A 19210-nucleotide genomic window follows, 5' to 3' on the forward strand; every position below is an offset into this window, starting at 1 on the left:
CCCGTGACGGGCCCCGGGGCGTGTCGCCCGGGGCCGCCCCGGCGTGTCAGACCAGGCCGTCGGACAGTGCCATCAGGGCGTACGCGAGATCCACCGGGTACGGGCTCGTCGCCGTGACCGGTTCACCCGTGCGCGGATGCGCGAAGCCCAGGCGGTGGGCGTGGAGCCACTGCCGGGTGAGGCCGAGCTCGGCCGCGAGCCGGGGGTCCGCGCCGTAGGTGAGGTCTCCCGCGCAGGGATGGCGGAGGGCGGAGAAGTGGACGCGGATCTGGTGGGTCCGGCCGGTCTCGAGGTGGACCTCGACGAGGCTCGCCCGGCCGAAGGCCTCGAGCACCTCGTAGTGCGTCACGGAGTCGCGGCCGCCCTCCATGACCGCGAACCGCCACTCGTGGTGCGGATGGCGCCCGATCGGCGCGTCGATGGTGCCCTTGAGCGGCTCCGGCAGCCCCTGCACCACGGCGTGGTACACCTTGTCCACCGTGCGCTCCTTGAAGGCACGCTTCAGGGCCGTGTAGGCGGGTTCGGTCTTGGCGACGACCATCGCACCCGAGGTACCGACGTCGAGCCGGTGGACGATCCCCACGCGCTCCGGGGCGCCCGAGGTCGAGATGCGGTAGCCGGCCGCGGCGAGGGCCCCGACGACGGTGGGGCCCACCCAGCCCGGCGACGGGTGGGCTGCGACGCCGACGGGCTTGTCCACGACCACGAAGTCCTCGTCGTCGAGCAGGATGCCCATGCCGTCCACCGCCTCGGGGACGACGCGGTGCCGGTCCTCGGGATCCGGCAGGTCGACGTCGATGCGCTCGCCGGCGTGGACGCGGTCCGACTTCGCCACCGGCGCACCCCCGCGGAGGACGCGCCCGTCCGCGCACCACTGAGCGACGGCGGAACGCGAGGCGTCCAGCAGGCGGGCGAGGGCGGCATCGGCCCGGTTCCCGGCCTCGGCCTCGGGAACGGTGAGCTCCCGGCGGTCACCGGCCATGATCGTCACGGTCCGGTGTCGGGCCGGTCGGCTCGTTGTCGCGGCGACCGTCCAGGCCGACGCCTCGCAGGGTCAGGATGCAGATGAGCACCACGCCGCTGACGACCGCCGAGTCGGCGATGTTGAAGATGGCGAAGTTCGGCAGGGCGATGAAGTCCACCACATGGCCCTGGCCGAACGAGGGCTCCCGCAGGAGGCGGTCCGTCAGGTTGCCGAGGGCACCCCCGAGGACGAGTCCGAGCGCCACGGACCACCCGCGGGAGGCGACCTTCGTCACCTGCAGGATGAGGGCGGTGGAGACGACGACCATGATGATCGTGAAGACCCACGTGTAGTCCGTGCCGATCGAGAACGCGGCGCCCGGGTTGCGGAAGAAGCGCCAGCTGAGCAGGGGCGGGAGGACCGGCGTGATCTGCCCCTCGGTCATCGTGGACACGACCCACCACTTGGTGAGCTGGTCGGCCACGTAGACGGCGAGGGAGCACGCGAGCATCAGGAGCCCGTAACGGGCCGGGATGCGGCGCGCGGGTCCGTGCCCGTCCGCCGGGGTGCTGTCCGCTGCTGCCGACGGGTCGCCGTCGGGATCGGGGGTGGTGTCGGCGGGCTGGTGCTCGTTCACGGTCCATCCAAGGGGTCGGCGCTGTGTGGTCTGTCGTCGTGCGCCCGGAGCCGTCGGTGGGGCCACGGGTCGGGTCCCGGCGGCCCTGACGCGGGAAGGGCCGGTCCCCGGGGTCGTGCCCCGGCAACCGGCCCTTCCGCTGCTGCCCCGACGCGGGTCGGGCCAGGACGTCCTGCTAGGAGGTGGACTCGGTCGCGAGGGAGTCGCGGGCATCGAGGTCGCGGAGCTGCCCCTCGATGTAGGCCTTCAGGCGTGCGCGGTAGTCGCGCTCGAAGCCACGGAGCTGCTCGACCGTGCTCTCGAGGACCGTCTTCTGCTCCTCGAGATCGCCGAGGGTCTTGCGGCTCTTCTCCTCGGCGTCGTCGACGAGGCCGGTGGCCTCGAGCTGCGCCTCGGCGATGATCCTGTCGCGCTGCTCGACGCCCGCGTTGACGTACTCGTCGTGCAGGCGCTGGGCCATGGCGAGGACACCGGCGGCGGCGTCGGTCGAGGTGACGGAGGCCGCGGCAGCCGCTCCGGCCGGGATCGCGGCGGGACTGGTCTCGTCGTCGGCCTGCGTGGCCTGGGACTCGGCCTCCCCGTCCGTCGCCGTCGCAGTCTGCGGGCTCGCCGCGACCGGCGCGGGGATCGCGGTGGTCTTCGAGGCCTCCGGGGAATCCTCCCCGAGCCTGCGGCGCAGGTCGTCGTTCTCGGAGGCCAGGCGGCGGAGTTCGACGACGACCTCGTCGAGGAAGTCGTCCACCTCGTCCTGGTCGTAGCCCTCACGGAACTTCGTCGGCTGGAACCTCTTGTTAAGAACGTCTTCTGGCGTCAAGGCCATGTGGTCACCTCATACTGATAGAAGCCGGCCCGCCGGCTGGCGGTCGTGGCTGCGGTACCGGATTGTGGACATGAACCGCTGGACTCACGTCGATCTGTGCTTCAGCGTATATCTTCCCCGGCGTCATTGCCGAAACGGGCCCGGACGCTAGCGCGCGAGCCCTGCGGACACGGACATCAGGATCAGCACCAGGACGAACAGGGCGAGGAACGCGAGATCCAGCTGGACCCCGCCGAGGCGCAGGGGCGGTATGAGGCGGCGCAGGGCCTTGATGGGCGGATCCGTCACCGAGTAGATGCCCGATGCCAGCACCAGCGCCGACTTCTGCGGACGCCAGTCCCGGGCGAATCCCTGGACGGCGTCATAGATGATGCGCAGGATCAGCGCGAGCTGGAACAGCATCAGTACCAGGTAGATCAGGGCGAATACCAGACTCACAGAGCAGTTTCAGTCCTTCGGGCCTTGGAGGGTCTTGCGCGACCGGAGGGCCGCAGCTCAGCTCTGGTTGAAGAAGCTGGTTTGTCCTTCGCTTGCCTTCAGGTCCTCGCCGAGTACTTCAATATACGACGGCGAGAGCAGGAACACCTTATTGGTGACCCTCTCGATGCTGCCGTGGAGGCCGAAGACGAGGCCCGCCGAGAAGTCGACGAGGCGCTTGGCGTCGGCCTCGCCCATGTCGGTGACGTTCATGATCACGGGGATGCCGTCGCGGAAGCTCTCGCCGATGAGCTTCGCGTCGTTGTACGAGCGCGGGTGGATCGTGGTGATCTGGCGCAGGGCGCCGGAATCCTCGCGGGACGACGGCGCACGCTTGATCGGCGTGACCGGGGCCCGGTACTCCTCGGCGGGGGCCACGCGGACCGCGGCCGGGGCCGGCTCGAGGTGACGCTCGTCGCGATCGTAATCCACCGTGTAGTCCTCGTTCCTGCTCTGCGCGCTTTTCGTTTCGGGCTCGTAGTGCTCATCACCATCGGCGAGCCCAAGGTAGATCATCGTCTTGCGCAGTGCGCCAGCCATGGTGACTCCTGTCCTGAAAGTGGATCGGTGGGTTCGGGGTCGTGCCACAGGCCACCAACACGGTGCCCGTCGTACCGCCGTTCTAGCACGACGCTACCTCACGGCCGGACGCGGACCGAGAACATCAGATCCGATCCTGAGGTGTGTCGCCCCGGCGGCGACGGCTTCCTCGAGGTCCGCGCTCATCCCCGCCGAGACGGCCGAGGCGGCCGGGTCGACGGCGCGGACGTCGGCCGAGATGCGGAGGAGCCGTTCGAACGCCCCGGCCGGGTCGGCGCCCAGGGGCGCCACGGCCATCACACCCGCGAGCCGCAGACCCTCCGTCGCGGCGCAGGCCTCGGCCAGGTGCGCCGCATCGCCGGGAAGGGCCCCTCCCCTGCCCGCCGACGCAGGGCCGGCTCCGGCGTCAAGCGTGAACTGGAGGAAGCAGTGGAGGTCCTCGCGGGCACCCGTCCCCGCCGCAGCCCGCCGCCCCTGCTCCGCCGCGACCGCTTTGCCGAGGGCCGTGATGAGCGGCAGGCGGTCCACGGAATGCACGCTGTGGGCGTAGCGGACCACCGATCTGGCCTTGTTGGTCTGCAGCTGTCCGATGAAGTGCCAGGCCAGGTCCAGGTCCTGGAGTTCGGCCGCCTTCGCCGCCGCCTCCTGGTCGCGGTTCTCGCCGACGTCGGTGACGCCCAGCGCGGCGAGGATCCGCACATCGGAGGCCGGGAAGTACTTGGTGACGACGACCAGCGCCGGTTCGTCGCGTCCGGCCGACAGCGCCGCGGACGAGATGCGCGTCCGGACGGCCCGCAGGCGTTCCTCGAGCTCGCGCGCACGGGCTGGGTCCGGGCTCCCGTGCGGGCTCACGTCCGCCACACGAGGCCCGCGAGGCGCCCCGCGCCGGGCTCCCGCCGGTGGGAGTACAGATCCGGGTTCTCGACGGTGCAGCAGATGCCGCTGCCGACCAAAGGCTCCACCCGGGCGCCGGTCCGCGCGAGCTGCACCGTCACGGCCGCCGGCAGGTCGAGCGCCGGCGTCCCCCGACGCGTCCGGGAGGCGGCGTCGGGGAGGACGCGGGCCATGGCCTCCATCATGTCCCCGGGCACCTCGTAGCAGGACCCGCAGACGGACGGGCCGATCCACGCCGCGACGTCGCGCGCGCCGTGGCGGCGGAGCGTCCTGACCGCGTGCTCGACGATCCCGTTGCCCACGCCCGCGCGCCCGGCGTGCACCACCGCCGTGGCCCCGGTCCCGCCGTCGGCGACCGGGGCGTCCGCCAGGACGATCGGGACGCAGTCGGCGACGAGGACGGCGAGCGGCTCGCTGCCGTCCGGCGACACCATGCCATCGGCGTCGGGCGCGTGCCGGGCGGTCCGGTCGACGACGGCCACGCGGTCCGAATGGGTCTGGCTCATGAACCGCAGGGTTCCGCCGGGCACGCCCATCGCCGACTCCAGCCGACGGCGGTTGCCGCGGACGGCATCGGGCTCGGCACCCACGTGGAGGGCGAGGTTGCCCGCACCCACCGCCGTGAACGCGACCCTGAGCCCCGGGCGGACCTCCGCGTTCCAGTGGAACGCGGAGGTCCGTCCGGGCACGCCGCCTGTGTCCATCCGACTACTTGAGGAAGTCGGGCACGTCGAGGTCGTCCGAGCGACCGGCCGACAGGTCGGGCTCGACGATCGCCGGCAGGTCGACGTCGAAGCCCGAGTCGGCGGGGACGGCCTGCACGTTCTGTGCACGCTGCTGCGACCAGGCGCCGAGGCCTGCGGTCGCCGCACCGGCCATGCGCTGCTGGTCGCCGCCCACGCGGGGTGCGACGGCCGGCCGGGCCGCCGGTGCCGCTGCCGCGGCGGGCTGGGACGTGGCGTCCACCTGGTCGAAGCCGGCCGCGATCACCGTGACCCGCGCCTCGTCGCCGAGGGCGTCGTCGATGACGGCGCCGAAGATGATGTTCNCCTGTCTCTTATACTCATCTAGATGGGTATAAGAGACAGGGCTGGGACGTGGCGTCCACCTGGTCGAAGCCGGCCGCGATCACCGTGACCCGCGCCTCGTCGCCGAGGGCGTCGTCGATGACGGCGCCGAAGATGATGTTCGCCTCGGGGTGCGCGACCTCCTGGACGAGGCGCGCGGCCTCGTTGATCTCGAAGAGGCCGAGGTCGGAACCGCCCTGGATGGACAGCAGGACACCGTGGGCGCCGTCGATGGAGGCCTCGAGCAGCGGCGACGCGATGGCGAGTTCCGCCGCCTTGACGGCACGGTCCTCGCCGCGGGCGGATCCGATGCCCATGAGTGCGGAGCCTGCGCCCTGCATCACGGACTTCACGTCGGCGAAGTCGAGGTTGATCAGGCCCGGCGTGGTGATGAGGTCGGTGATGCCCTGGACACCGGAGAGCAGGACCTGGTCCGCGGACCGGAACGCGTCGAGCATCGAGACGTTGCGGTCGCTGATGGACAGCAGGCGGTCGTTCGGGATCACGATGAGCGTGTCGACCTCTTCGCGCAGCGTGTCGATCCCGCTCTCCGCCTGGTTGGACCGGCGGCGTCCCTCGAAGGTGAACGGACGCGTGACCACGCCGATCGTGAGGGCGCCGAGGGACCGGGCGATCCGGGCGACGACGGGGGCGCCACCGGTGCCGGTTCCGCCACCCTCACCCGCGGTGACGAAGACCATGTCGGCCCCGCGCAGGACCTCCTCGATCTCCTCGGAGTGGTCCTCGGCGGCCCGGCGGCCGACCTCGGGATCCGCCCCGGCACCGAGGCCGCGCGTGAGCTCGCGGCCGACGTCGAGCTTGACGTCGGCGTCGCTCATGAGCAGGGCCTGGGCGTCGGTGTTGATGGCAATGAACTCCACGCCACGGAGTCCGACCTCGATCATCCGGTTGACGGCGTTGACGCCGCCGCCGCCGATGCCGACGACCTTGATGACGGCCAAGTAATTCTGAGGTGCTGCCACGTCCTGTGTCCCTTGTTCGAATCTGTGTGCTGTACGGGGGCCCGCCGGTGCTCCGGCGTCGACCTTCACCCGAGATAACGTTAACGTTCAGGTTGAGGGTTAACGTTATGTCAAGTAACTTCTATGTTCGACGCTAGGTGCATACGCATCTCGTTGCAAAGACCGCGCGCCGTGTGTCGGCGTGTCGGCCTCCGATCCTCCGTGTCGCGGGGCTCTGCGGCGTCATCGTGTCACCGGCCGGTCGGGTGTGCTGACGTCGAACACCTCGACGGGCGGGTCCGCCGTCGGCAGCGACAGCATGGCCTCGAGGACCCTCGCCTTCTCCGCGCTGCGCTCGGCGCTGCCCCAGAAGATCCTCTGCTCTCCCGACAGGGACAGCTGGATCGAATCGACGCTCGACGCCGATGCGCTGTTGAGGCGCGACAGGATGCTGACCGGCAGCTCGACCAGGACGGCGGTGATCGAGGAGAACACCTCGGAGTTGACCGCGTTGGCGCCGCCGTCGATCAGGGGCAGCTTGGCATCGCCCCGCTGTGCGACCTGCATGAGCTGCCGACCCTCCGCGTCGATGAGCATGAACTCCCGGCCGGTCTGCAGGACGGCGACGGGCACGCGCTCCTCCACGGTGACGACGAGCGTCGAGGGCGGTTCCGCAGCGATCCTGACGTCCTCGATGGGCGCCTTGTCGGCGAGCAGGTCCGCGACCTGCTCGCGCGAGATCCTGGTGAGCGGGGTCCCGGTCAGGGGCGCGAGGGCCGCCTCGACCTCCGACGTGGGGACCAGCGCGTTGCCCTGCACGGAGACCGTACGCAGGGCGAGGGCCGGCGAGAAGACCACGTACGCCACGAGGCCTCCGAGGACGAGCACCACGGCGGCGACGGCGATCACGGTGTTCCTCAGGCGGCGGGAGCGCCGAGGGGCCGGGAAGTCGAGGACCGTCCCGGAGGCGCCCCGCTCCGGAGGTCCTGTGAGCGTGGCGGTGCTGCCGCGGGTGCCGGTCGCGCCGCCGGTGCCGGTCGCGCCGCCGGTGCCCGGAGCCCGCGTACCCCTCGTACCCGGCGCCCCGGGTGCCCGCGTCGCGGGAGGCTTCCTCGGCGTCATCCGGCGGCCCCCGGGCCCGCGCCCGCAGCCCGCTCCGCCAGCAGGCAGACGAGGCGTGTCCCGTACTGCGTGACGTCCCCCGCGCCGATCGTGAGGACGATGTCGCCGGGCCGGGCGCTGCCGATCACGGCCTGCAGGGCCTCGTCCGGGTCCGCGACGTAGGCGGCGCCGCGCATGAGGTCGGTGATCGTCCAGCCCCCCACGTCGTCCACCGGGTCCTCCCGCGCCGCGTAGACGGGCAGGACGACGGCCGTGTCGGCGAGGGAGAGCGCGTCGGCGAACCCGGCGGCGAACTCGCGCGTCCGGGAGAAGAGGTGCGGCTGGAACAGGACGTGGACGCGGTGCTCCCCCGCCACCGTGCGCGCCGCCGTGAGCGCCGCCTGCACCTCGGTCGGGTGGTGCGCGTAGTCGTCGAAGACCCGTACGCCGTCGCCCTCGCCGCGCGCCTCGAACCGGCGTGCGGCGCCCGAGAACAGGGACAGCCCCGTCGCGGCGACAGCCGGGTCGACGCCGAGTTCCAGTGCGACCGCGAACGCCGCCGCGGCGTTCAGGATGTTGTGCCGCCCCGGGACGCTCAGCTGCAGGTCCTGTTCGGCGTCCAGTCCGTCGACGGCGAAGGACAGGACGCTGCTCGTGGTGCTGCCGACCGCCCGTGTGGCGCCGATGCGGATGTCGGCCGTCTCGGCGTAGCCGTAGGTCCGCACACGGCGCGTCCCGGGGATGGCCGCGGCCAGCGCGGCAGCCCCAGGATCGTCGGCGCACGCGACCAGGAGGCCGTCCTCGGGCAGCCGGTCCGCGAACCGGCGGAATGCGGCATGCACGGCCTCGGCGGTGCCGTAGTGGTCCAGGTGGTCCGCTTCGGCGTTCGTCACGACGCTGATGCGGGGCGAGTAGTTCAGGAAGGAGCCGTCGGACTCGTCGGCCTCGGCGACGAAGACCTCCCCGCCGGTCCACTCCGCGTTGACGCCGAGGGCGGCCACGTCTCCCCCGATCGCGAACGACGGGTCGAGCCCGGCCTGCCGCAGCAGGACCGTGATCATGGCCGTCGTCGTCGTCTTGCCATGGGTGCCCGCGACGGCGACGGCGAGCCGGCCGCTCATCGCCGCGGCGAGTGCTTCCGACCGGTGGAGCACGGGCAGGCCCCGGCGCCGCGCCTCGGCGAGCTCCGGGTTGCTCTCGCGGATCGCCGAGGAGATGACGACGGTCCCGTCCTCGGGGACCGCGGCCGCGGAGTGGCCCACGTGCACGTCCGCGCCGAGGGCGGCGAGGGCCCGCAGGCCCCTGGACTCAGCGGCGTCGGAACCCGAGACGCGCAGGCCCCGGCCGAGGAGCACGCGGGCGACGGCGGACATGCCGGCGCCCCCCAGTCCGATGAAGTGGACGGGTTCGGCCAGGACCGCGTCGGGTGCTCCGGTGCTGCTCGTGGTGGTGATGCTCGTGCCTTCCGTCGTCTCGCCTGCAGGCGTCATGGTCGCGTCGCCGGCGCCCCTGTGGTGTCCGGCGCTCATCGGCGGGCCTCCGCGACGGCCAGGACGAGTTCCGCCATGCGCCGGTCCGCGTCCCGGACGCCCTGCGCGTAGGACGCCGTGGACATCGCGGCGAGCCGTGGTGCGTCGGTGACCAGTGGCAGGACGTTCCGGCGGATCCAGTCGGCGGTGAATGCGGCGTCGTCGACGAGGATCGCCCCGCCGCGGTCCACGAGTCCCGCCGCGTTGAGCCGCTGCTCGCCGTTGCCGTGGGGCAGCGGGACCAGGACGGCGGGCAGCCCCACGGCGCCGACCTCGCTCACCGTGGCGGCACCGGCACGGGCGACCAGCAGATCGGCCGCCGCGTACACGCGCTCCATCCCGTCCACGAACTCGACCTGGTGGTACCCGGGCACCGACAGCGGCGTGCCGTCGTCGCCTGGGATCTGCTTGCCACGGCCGGTGATGTGCAGGATCTGGATGCCGGCGGCGATGAGTGCGGGCACCGCGGCGGCCACGGCGCGGTTCAGGCTCGCCGCGCCGGAGGAGCCTCCCGTGACGATGAGCGTGGGCCGGTCCGGGTGGAGCCCGAGGGAGGTACGGGCGTCGGCGCGCCCACCGGAGCGGTCGAGGTCGGCGATGCTGCGGCGCATCGGCATGCCCACCAGCACGGCGTCGGCGAGGCCCGTGCCGTCGAACGCGACGGCGACGCGCGCCGCGATCCGCGCGCCCACCCGGTTGGCGATCCCGGGGCGGGCGTTCGCCTCGTGGATCACCACGGGGATGCGGCGCGTCCACGCGGCGAGGTACACGGGCGTCGACACGTAGCCGCCCACCCCGACGACGACGTCGGCTCCGGCGTCCACCACGATGGCCCGCGCCTGGCGGACGGCCCGGAGGAGGCGCACCGGGAGCTTGAGGAGGTCCGTCGACGGTCGTCGCGGCATCGGCACCCGGTCGATGGTCCGCAGCTCGAACCCGGCCGCCGGGACGAGGCGGGTCTCCATGCCCGCCTCCGTGCCGACCGCCGTGATGCGCGTGCCTGGCACCTCGTCGAGGATGGCCCCCGCGATGGCGAGCAGCGGGCTGATGTGGCCGGCCGTCCCGCCGCCGGCGAGGACGACGGACACAGCGCGGTCGTCGGTGGTGGGGTGTGTCATGGGAGTGCGGGGCCTCTTCCGGAGGTTAGGACGCGGACCGGTCCGGCGCCGTGACGGCGGAGTGCGGGGTCTTCCGCGCGAAGGAGAGCAGGACGCCGACGGCGGCGAGGGTGAAGGTCAGCGCGGACCCGCCGTAGGAGATGAAGGGCAGCGGCACGCCGATGACGGGGAGCAGGCCCGTCACCATGCCGATGTTGACGAACGCCTGGCCGATGAGCCAGACGAGGATGGACCCCATGAGGATCCGTACGAAGGGGTCGGTGTAGCGCATCGCAACCCGGATGGTCGCCACGGCGAGGATGCCGAAGAGCAGCACCACCACGAAGGTGCCGAGCAGCCCGAACTCCTCACCGATGATGGCGAAGATGAAGTCGTTGTGGGCCTCGGGGATCCAGTTCCACTTCTGCCGGCTCTGGCCGATCCCCACCCCGAACCAGCTGCCGGAGGCCATGGCGAACAGCCCGTTGTCGGACTGCATGCACAGGTCCGTCCCGTCGTCGCAGTTGAGCCGGAGCCAGGCGGCGATGCGCCCGCCACGGTTCGAGCTGGTCGCGACCATCAGGAGGGCGCCGACGGCGGCGACGATCCCCACCAGGGAGAACATCTTCAGCGGCGCGCCGGCGAAGAACAGGGCCGCGGCGGCGATCATCATGAGCACGAGCCCGGTCCCGAGGTCCCCGCCGATCAGGACGAGGCCGATGGGCAGGCCGCCCAACGGCACGGCGGGGATCAGGGCGTGCTTCCAGTCGCGGATCAGGGCCTTCTTGCGCTCGAGCACCGACGCGAACCAGAGGGCCAGCGCGAGCTTCGCCGGCTCGGAGGGCTGGAGCGTCTGCGAGCCGATCCGGATCCAGTTCTTGTTGCCGTTGATCTCGACGCCGATGACCAGCACGAGGACGAGCAGCACGATCGCGATCCCGAGGCTCGGCCAGGCCAGGGCCTTGTAGGCACGGGGGCCGAGCCGCGACAGCACCAGCATCAGGATCAGGCCGGCACCGGCCCAGACGGCCTGCTTGAGGAAGAGGTCGAACGTGTCCTTGCCTTCGGAGATCGCCTCGACGGAGGATGCCGAGAGCACCATCATGAGGCCGATGGCCGTGAGTGCCAGGGCGGCGCCCAGGATCAGGTAGTAGCTGGAGCCGGTCGGCGACCGGTCCGAGCCCTCGAGGATCTCCCAGCCGCGCCGGACCCGGGCGCGCAGGCCCTTCGCCGGCCTGCGGGCGGGGACACCTGCGCTCCCGCCCGGCGCCGCCGTGGTGGCGTCGCCGCGGACGGTCCGCCCCGCGACCGGCGGGCGGGGCGTCGACGGCGAGACGGGTGGGCCCCCGGACAGGGCCGACCGCCCCGCCCCCGTGGTCCGGGCGGACCGGACGGAGGGCTTGCGTCCTCCCGGACGGGTTGGCGTGGCCATTACGACTCCTTAGCGGTTGTCCCCTGTCCGCCGCGGGCGTGGACGGCGGCCGTGAAGGCCGCCCCCCGGTGCGCGTAGGAGGAGAACTGGTCCATCGACGCGGCGGCAGGCGCCATGAGCACCGTGTCGCCGTCCTGGGCGAGCCGCGCGGCTTCCGCCACGGCCCATTGCATCAGGGCGTCTGCGCTGACCGGGTCGGGTGACCCGCCGGCGTCGTGCCCCCGTCCAGTGTGATGGCTCGGCGGGAGGGAGACAGGAACATCGGGTGCGTGTCGGGAGAGCGCCCCCTGGAGGGGGGCAGGATCCTCGCCGAGCAGGACGACGGCGCGGAGCCGCCCGGCGTGGTCCCGCACGAGGTCCTCGTAGGAGACCCCCTTGGACAGGCCGCCGGCGATCCAGACGACGGACTGGAAGGAGGCGAGGGACGCGGAGGCGGCGTGCGGGTTGGTGGCCTTCGAATCGTTGATCCAGAGCACGCCGTCCTCGTTGGCGACCACCTGGATGCGGTGGTCGCCCGGCTGGAAGGCGCGGATCCCGTCGCGCACCGCTGCGGCGGGGACGCCGGCGGCCCGGACGAGCGCGGCGGCGGCCAGCGCGTTCGCGACGAGGTGGCGGGGCACCACCTCGCCGAGCTCGCTGATCGACGCCAGTTCGGCAGCGGAGTCCTTGCGCTGCTCGATGAAGGCGCGGTCCACCAGCAGGTCCTCCACGACGCCCATCATGCTGATCGACGGCATGCCGGTGGTGAACCCCACGGCGCGGCAGCCGTCCATGACCTCGGCGTCCTCGACCATGGTCTCCGTCTCGCGCTGCTCCACGTTGTAGATGCAGGCGATCTTGGTCCGCTCGTAGACCGAGGCCTTGGCCGCGAGGTAGGCCTCGTAGCTGCCGTGCCAGTCGACGTGGTCCTCGGCGATGTTGAGGCACACGCTTGCCAGGGGCTCGATCGAATGGGCCCAGTGCAGCTGGAAGCTGGACAGTTCGACGGCGAGCACGTCGTAGCCCTGCGGGTCGCGGATGACGTCGAGGATCGGGGTGCCGACGTTGCCTGCGGCGACCGCACGCTTGCCGGCGGCGATCAGCATGGACTCGACCAGCCCCACCGTCGTCGTCTTCCCGTTGGTCCCGGTGATCGTGAGCCATTCCGCGGTGGGGCGGCCCTCGCGGATGCGGACGCGCCACGCCAGCTCGACGTCGCCCCAGATGGGGATCCCGGCGGCCGCAGCCTCGGCGAGCAGCGGCTGGGTGGGAGGCCACCCGGGCGAGGTGACCACGAGGTCGGGCTGCCCGCCGTCGACCAGGGGCAGGGCGGCCGCGTGGCCGGCACCGAGCAGGACGTCGCGGGCACCGACGATCCGCAGGGTGTCGGCCTTCGCCTCGTTCGCGGGCGTCACGCCGGCGTCGACGACCACGACCACGGCGCCGAGCTCGATGAGCGTGTCCGCGGCGGAGAAGCCGGAGGCCCCGAGGCCGGCGACGACGACCCGCAGTCCGGCCCAGTCGGCGTCCCACGACGTGAGGTGCGCGAGGCGCGGGGTCTCCCAGGTGTTGGGGACGGTCTCCCCGTGCGACCCGCTCATCCCACGACCCATTCCGCGTAGAAGATGCCGAGCGCAGCGGCCACGAAGAGGCCCGCGAGGATCCAGAACCGGACCACCACGGTGACCTCCTGCCAGCCCTTGAGCTCGAAGTGGTGCTGGAGCGGCGCCATCTTGAAGACGCGCTTGCCGCCCGAGAGTTTGAAGTAGCCCACCTGGATGATCACGGACAGCGTGATCACGACGAACAGGCCGGCCAGGATCACCAGGAGCAGCTCGGTGCGGGAGAGGATCGCGAAGCCGGCGATCGCGCCGCCGATCGCGAGGGACCCGGTGTCGCCCATGAAGATCCTGGCGGGCGAGGTGTTCCACCACAGGAAGCCGACGAGCGCGCCGCACATCGCCCCGGCGATCAGGGCCAGGTCCAGGGGGTCGCGCACCTCGTAGCAGACGCTGCCCGCGCCCGGCGAGCCGCAGCTCTGGTTGCTCTGCCAGATACCGATCAGCATGTAGGCGCCGAAGACGAGGATCGAGGCACCCGCCGCGAGTCCGTCCAGGCCGTCCGCGAGGTTCACGCCGTTGCTGGCGCCGGTGATGATGAGGTTGGACCAGATGACGAAGAGGATGGCGCCGAGGACCGTCCCGGCGAACGCGAGGTCGATCGGGGTGTCGCGGATGAACGAGATCGCGGTGGATGCCGGGGTGCGCCCCTCCTCGTTGGGGAACATCAGGGCCATGACGGCGAAGGCGACGCCGACGGCGGTCTGGCCGGCGATCTTCGCCGGGGCGGACAGCCCGAGGCTGCGCTGCTTGGAGATCTTGATGTAGTCGTCGGCGAAGCCCACGAGGCCCATGCCGCCGGCGAGGAAGAGCAGCAGCAGTCCCGACGCGCTGGGCCCGGAGGCCGGGGCCCCGATCGCCATCATCAGCAGGTGCGTGAGGAAGTAGGCCAGCAGCACGGACCCGACGATCACGGCGCCACCCATGGTCGGCGTCCCGCGCTTGGTGTGGTGCGCGGTCGGCCCGTCGTCGCGGATGAACTGGCCGTAGCTCTTCTTCACGAGGAGCCTGATGAACAGGGGCGTCCCGACGAAGGCGAAGATCAGGGCGGCGGCCGAGCCGATGAGGATTGCGATCACGGCTGGGTGGCCTTTCCGGAAGCGTCAGGTCCACTGACCGCTTCAGAGTCTGCTGCTGGGTGGTTCGAACTGTGGTCGGTGCGGTGCTCCGGGCTGCTGACCGGGCCGGCCTGCTGTGCGATCCGGTCCCCGAGGAACCGGAGGCCGGCCCCGTTCGAGGACTTGAACAGGACGATGTCCCCGGGTTCGAGCTCCGCGGCGAGCAGCTGCTCCGCCGCCCCGACGTCGTCGACGTGCACGGCTTCGCTGCCCCACGACCCCTCGAGCACGGCGCCGTTGAAGAGCGCCCGGGTGTTGGGCCCCACGCACACGAGCTTCGAGATGTTGAGCCGGACGACCACGCGTCCCAGGAGGTCGTGCTCCTCGATGGTGCTCCCGCCCAGCTCGAGCATCTCCCCCAGCACCGCCCAGGTCCGCCGGCGCCCGCGGCCGAGTTCGGCGAGGGTCCGCAGGGCCGCACGCATCGACTCCGGGTTGGCGTTGTAGGCGTCGTTGATGACGGTCACGCCGTCGGCGCGCTCGGAGCGCTCCATGCGCCAGCGGCTCGCGGCCGTCAGGCTGCGCAGGCCCTCCGCGATCCGCTCGGACGGGCACCCGACCTCGTAGGCCACGGTCGCCGCGGCCAGCAGGTTCGTGGTGTGGTGCAGTCCGAGGAGCGGGGACACGACCTCGTGCTCGCCGCCGTCCGGGAAGGTGAGGGTGAACGAGGGATGCCCCTCGGGCGTCGTCGTGCTGTTCCTGGCCCGCACCACGCCGCCCTCCGCCGCGAAGTCGTCCGAGGAGGTGAAGAACGCGGTGCGCGCGCCGGTCCGGGACCGCATCGCGAGGACACGCTCGTCGTCGGCGTTGATGACGGCCGTGCCCGTCGGTGCGAGGGCCTCGAAGAGCTCCCCCTTCGCCCGGGCGATGTTCTCGACGCCGCCGAACTCACCGGCGTGGGCCGAGCCGACACCGAGGACAACGCCGACGTCGGGCTGGACCAGCGAGGCGAGGTAGGCGATGTGCCCGGGCTTGGTGGCACCCATCTCGATCACGAGGTAGCGCGTGTCCCAGGTGGCCTGGAAGACCGTCAGCGGCACGCCGACCTCGCCGTTGTAGGAGCCGCGGGGCGCGACCGTGGGACCCGCCGCGGCGAGGATGCCCGCGAGGAGGTCCTTGGTGGTGGTCTTCCCTGCCGAACCGGTGATGCCGATGACGGTGAGGTCGCCCGCGGCCCGCAGCCGGCGGACCGTCTCCGCGGCGAGCTCGCCCATGGCGAGGATCGCATCGGGGACGACGACGGAGGGGTGGGGGACGCCGTCGGGTCCCGCGACCTCCCGCTCGGCCAACGCGAGGACGGCGCCGCGCCCGAAGGCCGATCCGATGTGGAGGTGCCCGTCGGAGGCCTCGCCGGGCTTGGCGACGAAGAGCGACCCCGGGACGCACTCGCGCGAATCGGTGGCGGCGGAGGTGACGGTGATGGCGGGGCCGGCAGGGTCGATCCCGACCAGTCGTCCGCCCGTGAGTGCCGCGATCTCGGCTGCGCTGAATTCAATCATGACGGTTCAGGACTCTATCCCGGGGCGGGAAAGCCCAGAGAATCCGTGCCTTGTCAACGCGGAACGCAGTTCCTCCCGATCGTCGAGTGACAGGTTGACGCCCTTGACCTCCTGCCACACCTCGTGGCCGCGGCCCGCGACGATGATGGTGTCGGACGCGCGGGCCAGGGTAACGGCGCGCTCGATCGCCTCCGCCCGGGGGAAGACCTCCAGCACCTCGCACGCCAGCCCCTCCGCGCGGACCGCCGCGTCGGCACCCGATCGGACGGCCTGCCGGATGGCCGCTTCGTCCTCGTCATGCGGATCGTCGTCGGTGACGATGAGGATGTCGGACAGCCGGGCTCCGACGGCGCCCATGACGGGCCGCTTGGACTCGTCGCGCTGCCCGGTGGCACCGAAGACGGAGATGACCCGGCCACCGGGACGCCGGACCGAGGCCAGGGTCCGTTCGAGCGCGTCGGGGTTGTGCGCGAAGTCGACGATCGCCGCGGGCTCCTCGCCGATGAGCTGCATGCGTCCCGGGACCTCGGTGGTGAACGGGTCATGAGCATCCAGGGCGCGCTGGACGTCCTCGAGGGGCACGCCGGACGCGAGGACCATGACCGTGGCCAGGGCGGCGTTGGAGACGTTGAACGTCCCGGGGAGGCCGGTGCGGACCCGCAGCCGCTCCCCCGCGCGACCCTCGAGGGTGAAGGCATGTCCCAGGCCGCTGGGTCCGACGTCGGCCACGGTCCAGTCGGCCGCCGGGTCGGTGCCGGCGGCCTGCTCGGTGCGCAGCGAGAGGACGGGCACGTCGGCCGTCGCTGCGAGGCGGCGCCCCCAGGCGTCGTCGACGAGGACGACGGCGCGACGGCAGCGGGTAGGCGTGAAGAGCGCGGCCTTCACGGCGAAGTAGGCCTCCATGGTCCCGTGCAGGTCGAGGTGGTCCTGGGTCAGGTTGGTGAAGCCCGCGACGTCGAACCGGACGCCGTCGACCCGCCCGAACTCGAGGGCGTGCGAGGAGACCTCCATGGCCGCCGCGTCGAGTCCCCGTTCCCGCATGAGGGCGAGCAGGGAGTGGACCTGCGGGGACTCGGGCGTGGTGAGCGCACTGGGGATGGCGTCCGCGCCGGCGCGGATCTCGATCGTGCCGATGAGCCCCGTGGTCCGGCCCAGCGCGCCGAGGAGCGCAGTGAGGAAGTAGGTCGACGTCGTCTTCCCGTTGGTCCCCGTGATCCCGAAGAGGGCCGGGGCGGCGTCCGGCTGGCTGTCGAAGATCACGCCCGCGAGCGGTCCGGCCGCCCGACGGGGGTCGGGGACGACGACGACGGGAGGCGCCTCGAAGCGGCCCGCCGCCGCGGCACGGGCCAGGATCGCCGCGCCTGCCTCGTCCGTCAGGACGGCCACGGCCCCCGCCCGCACGGCCTGTTCGGCGAAGTCCGCGCCGTGGCGCGCCGCTCCGGGTACGGCCGCGTACACGTCGCCGGGGAGCACCGACCGCGAATCGAGGGTGAGGCCTGTGACCACGGGGAGGTCCGCCGGCCCGGCCGGTCCGGCCAGGGGCCCGATCGCCGCGAGGGCCTCGGAGAGGGCGACAGGGTGCGGAGTGCGCGGTCGCATCAGGGAGGCGCCGCCCCCCTGCGAGTTGTTGGATTGCACGATGCTCCGGCCTCCGGGATCAGAACTCGACCGGATAGGTGTCCGGCTTCGTCGTCGAGGCCGGGACGTTGTTGGAATTGAGGACCTGCTTCATCACCTTCTGGAACGACAGGCCCGGGATGAGGTAGTACAGGTCGCCCTGCGGGCGCTGGAGCGTGACGACGACCACGTATTCGGGGTCCTCGATCGGCGCGATCCCGGCATAGGACAGGGTGTAGCCATCGTAGCCGCCGGTGGGGCTGGGAGCCTCGGCGGTGCCGGTCTTCGATCCCACGCGGTACTGCTCGAGCTGCCCCGTCTTGCCCGAGCCCTCCTGGGTCACGGTCTCGAGCATCTTCAGCGTCTTGGCGGCGGTCTCCGGCGACACCACCTTCGTGCCCTCCGCCTGGGGGACGGTGTGCTCGGTGCCGTCCGGGTCGATGTAGGCGTCGATCAGCCGCGGTTGCAGCCGCACCCCGTCGTTGGCGATCGTCTGGTACACCATGGCGGTGTGCAGCGCGGTCTGCGCGAGGCCCTGCCCGAACAGGACGGTGTACTGCTGGCGCTCGTCCCAGTTGTCCGGCGTCGTCAGGAGGCCCTGGTTCTCCTCGTTGAGCCCGGTTCCGAGCGGCTCGCCGATACCGAACTTCTTCAGCCAGTCGTACCGCTCCTGCTTGGTCAGCTGCTGGCCCACCTGCACGGTCCCGGTGTTCATCGACTTCGCCAGGATGCCCGCGGCCGTGCGCTTCTCCGTCTTGTGCTCGAAGGCGTCCTTGAACGTCTGTCCGTCGATCGTGTAGCGGTTGTCGAGCGTGAACCTGGAGGTCGGCTCGATGAGTCCCTGCTCCAGCGCGGCGGCCATCGTGATGACCTTTGTCGTGGAGCCCGGCTCGAAGGACGCGCTGACGGAGTTGGGGCGGCGCTGCTCGGCCGGCGTCGCCGTCGGGTCGTTGGGGTCCGGCGTCGTGGACTCGGCCATCGCGCGGATGGCGCCGGTGTCCGCCTCGACGACGACGATGTTCCCCCATTCGGCGTCGTACTCCTCGACCTGCGACGCGATCGTCTGCTGCGCGAACCACTGCAGGTCCTGGTCGATCGTGAGCCGTACGTTCTGGCCGTCGACCGCCGGTACGTCCTCGTTCGTGGCGTACGGGATGCGGATGCCGTCCCCGCCGATCTCGAAGGTCCTGCTGCCGGCGGTGCCCTCGAGCGCATCGTTGAGCGAGTACTCGAGGCCCTCCTGCGGCTTGCCGTTCTCGGACACGAAGCCGATGATCGACCCCCCGACCGCGCCCGCGGGGTAGGTCCGCACACTGGTCTCGTCGGCGTAGACGCCGGGGATCTTGACGGAGAGAGCCCGGTTCTTGACCTCGGGCGTCACCGATTTGAGGATGTAGTTGAAGCTCCTGTCACCGAGGACGGCGCCTCTCAGCGTCTCCCCGTCGATGCCGATGACGGCGGAGAGCTCCAGGAGTGCCTGGTCCATCGGGATGACCTCCCATTCCTCGAGGTCCTCGTTGTACCGGCGGAACTCCTCGACGTCGCTCAGGCGCTGGTCGACCACGAGGTCGTAGCGTTCGACGCTCCGTGCGAAGTACTTGCCGTTCATGTCGACGATCGAACCCCGGACGGGCTGCACGGCGGTGGTCGTGAGCCGCTTGGACAGGCCTGCCTGCGCCATGCCGTTCAGATCGAGGGCCTGCAGCTGGAAGAGGCGCACGCCGAGGACCATCAGGAGGACGAGGACGAACGCGAGCCCCACGCGGAGCCGGGTGGAGCCCAGGGTCAGACGGAGGCTGTCGGGGCTGCCGAGGCGTGCAGGGGTCACGAAGAATCCTTGTCGATCAGTACATCCGGT

Annotated in this window: 16 protein-coding genes and 1 pseudogene; all 17 read right to left on the reverse strand. The window is 71.6% G+C overall.

Going from position 1 to position 19210, the window contains the following annotated elements:
* Positions 1-46: 46 nt before the first annotated feature.
* The gene (locus RY94_RS14655) at positions 47-982 is read right to left on the reverse strand and encodes an RluA family pseudouridine synthase (RefSeq protein ID WP_043446963.1); all 936 of its coding nucleotides are present in this window, start codon (positions 980-982) and stop codon (positions 47-49) included.
* Positions 972-1475: a signal peptidase II gene (gene lspA / locus RY94_RS18475; RefSeq protein WP_231554561.1), complete on the reverse strand. Its 504-nt coding sequence runs from the start codon at positions 1473-1475 to the stop codon at positions 972-974. The genes RY94_RS14655 and lspA overlap by 11 nt, the downstream gene beginning before the upstream one ends.
* A 301-nt stretch (positions 1476-1776) precedes the next feature.
* Positions 1777-2421 carry a DivIVA domain-containing protein gene (locus tag RY94_RS14665; protein ID WP_043446966.1) on the reverse strand — a complete coding sequence of 215 codons (645 nt, stop codon included), beginning with the start codon at positions 2419-2421 and terminating at the stop codon, positions 1777-1779.
* Positions 2422-2568: 147 nt separating this feature from the next.
* On the reverse strand, positions 2569-2859 hold the full coding sequence (locus RY94_RS14670; protein WP_043446969.1) for a YggT family protein: 291 nt from the start codon (positions 2857-2859) through the stop codon (positions 2569-2571).
* A 57-nt stretch (positions 2860-2916) separates the two neighbouring features.
* Positions 2917-3438 carry a cell division protein SepF gene (locus tag RY94_RS14675; RefSeq protein ID WP_043446971.1) on the reverse strand — a complete coding sequence of 174 codons (522 nt, stop codon included), beginning with the start codon at positions 3436-3438 and terminating at the stop codon, positions 2917-2919.
* A 93-nt stretch (positions 3439-3531) separates the two neighbouring features.
* Positions 3532-4290 (reverse strand): YggS family pyridoxal phosphate-dependent enzyme, encoded by a 759-nt coding sequence (locus RY94_RS14680; protein WP_043447075.1) that lies wholly within the window; start codon positions 4288-4290, stop codon positions 3532-3534.
* A complete protein-coding gene (locus RY94_RS14685; protein WP_052274440.1) occupies positions 4287-5036 on the reverse strand; it encodes a polyphenol oxidase family protein in 750 nt (249 codons plus the stop codon). The genes RY94_RS14680 and RY94_RS14685 overlap by 4 nt, the downstream gene beginning before the upstream one ends.
* A gap of 4 nt (positions 5037-5040) precedes the next feature.
* Positions 5041-6382 (reverse strand): annotated as a pseudogene (ftsZ, locus tag RY94_RS14695) (cell division protein FtsZ).
* 222 nt (positions 6383-6604) lie between these two features.
* On the reverse strand, positions 6605-7483 hold the full coding sequence (locus RY94_RS14700) for a cell division protein FtsQ/DivIB (protein WP_082046405.1): 879 nt from the start codon (positions 7481-7483) through the stop codon (positions 6605-6607).
* Entirely contained in the window at positions 7480-8991 is a 1512-nt protein-coding gene (gene murC / locus RY94_RS14705; RefSeq protein WP_442853459.1) for a UDP-N-acetylmuramate--L-alanine ligase, read from the reverse strand. Before murC ends, RY94_RS14700 begins: the two co-directional genes overlap by 4 nt.
* Positions 8988-10109 carry an undecaprenyldiphospho-muramoylpentapeptide beta-N-acetylglucosaminyltransferase gene (murG, locus tag RY94_RS14710; RefSeq protein WP_043447088.1) on the reverse strand — a complete coding sequence of 374 codons (1122 nt, stop codon included), beginning with the start codon at positions 10107-10109 and terminating at the stop codon, positions 8988-8990. The genes murC and murG overlap by 4 nt, the downstream gene beginning before the upstream one ends.
* A 25-nt stretch (positions 10110-10134) precedes the next feature.
* A complete protein-coding gene (gene ftsW, locus RY94_RS14715) occupies positions 10135-11520 on the reverse strand; it encodes a putative lipid II flippase FtsW (RefSeq protein WP_082046406.1) in 1386 nt (461 codons plus the stop codon).
* Positions 11520-13100 carry a UDP-N-acetylmuramoyl-L-alanine--D-glutamate ligase gene (gene murD, locus RY94_RS14720; RefSeq protein ID WP_043446976.1) on the reverse strand — a complete coding sequence of 527 codons (1581 nt, stop codon included), beginning with the start codon at positions 13098-13100 and terminating at the stop codon, positions 11520-11522. The genes ftsW and murD overlap by 1 nt, the downstream gene beginning before the upstream one ends.
* Positions 13097-14197 carry a phospho-N-acetylmuramoyl-pentapeptide-transferase gene (gene mraY / locus RY94_RS14725; RefSeq protein ID WP_043446977.1) on the reverse strand — a complete coding sequence of 367 codons (1101 nt, stop codon included), beginning with the start codon at positions 14195-14197 and terminating at the stop codon, positions 13097-13099. The genes murD and mraY overlap by 4 nt, the downstream gene beginning before the upstream one ends.
* The gene (locus RY94_RS14730; protein WP_082046407.1) at positions 14194-15735 is read right to left on the reverse strand and encodes a UDP-N-acetylmuramoyl-tripeptide--D-alanyl-D-alanine ligase; all 1542 of its coding nucleotides are present in this window, start codon (positions 15733-15735) and stop codon (positions 14194-14196) included. Before RY94_RS14730 ends, mraY begins: the two co-directional genes overlap by 4 nt.
* Before the next feature lie 6 nt (positions 15736-15741).
* Positions 15742-17334: a UDP-N-acetylmuramoyl-L-alanyl-D-glutamate--2,6-diaminopimelate ligase gene (locus RY94_RS14735; RefSeq protein ID WP_052274453.1), complete on the reverse strand. Its 1593-nt coding sequence runs from the start codon at positions 17332-17334 to the stop codon at positions 15742-15744.
* A gap of 58 nt (positions 17335-17392) precedes the next feature.
* Positions 17393-19180 (reverse strand): peptidoglycan D,D-transpeptidase FtsI family protein, encoded by a 1788-nt coding sequence (locus RY94_RS14740; protein WP_052274443.1) that lies wholly within the window; start codon positions 19178-19180, stop codon positions 17393-17395.
* Positions 19181-19210: the final 30 nt, after the last annotated feature.

It is taken from the genome of Arthrobacter sp. L77, assembly GCF_000816565.1.
Taxonomy (GTDB): Bacteria; Actinomycetota; Actinomycetes; order Actinomycetales; family Micrococcaceae; genus Arthrobacter_D; species Arthrobacter_D antioxidans.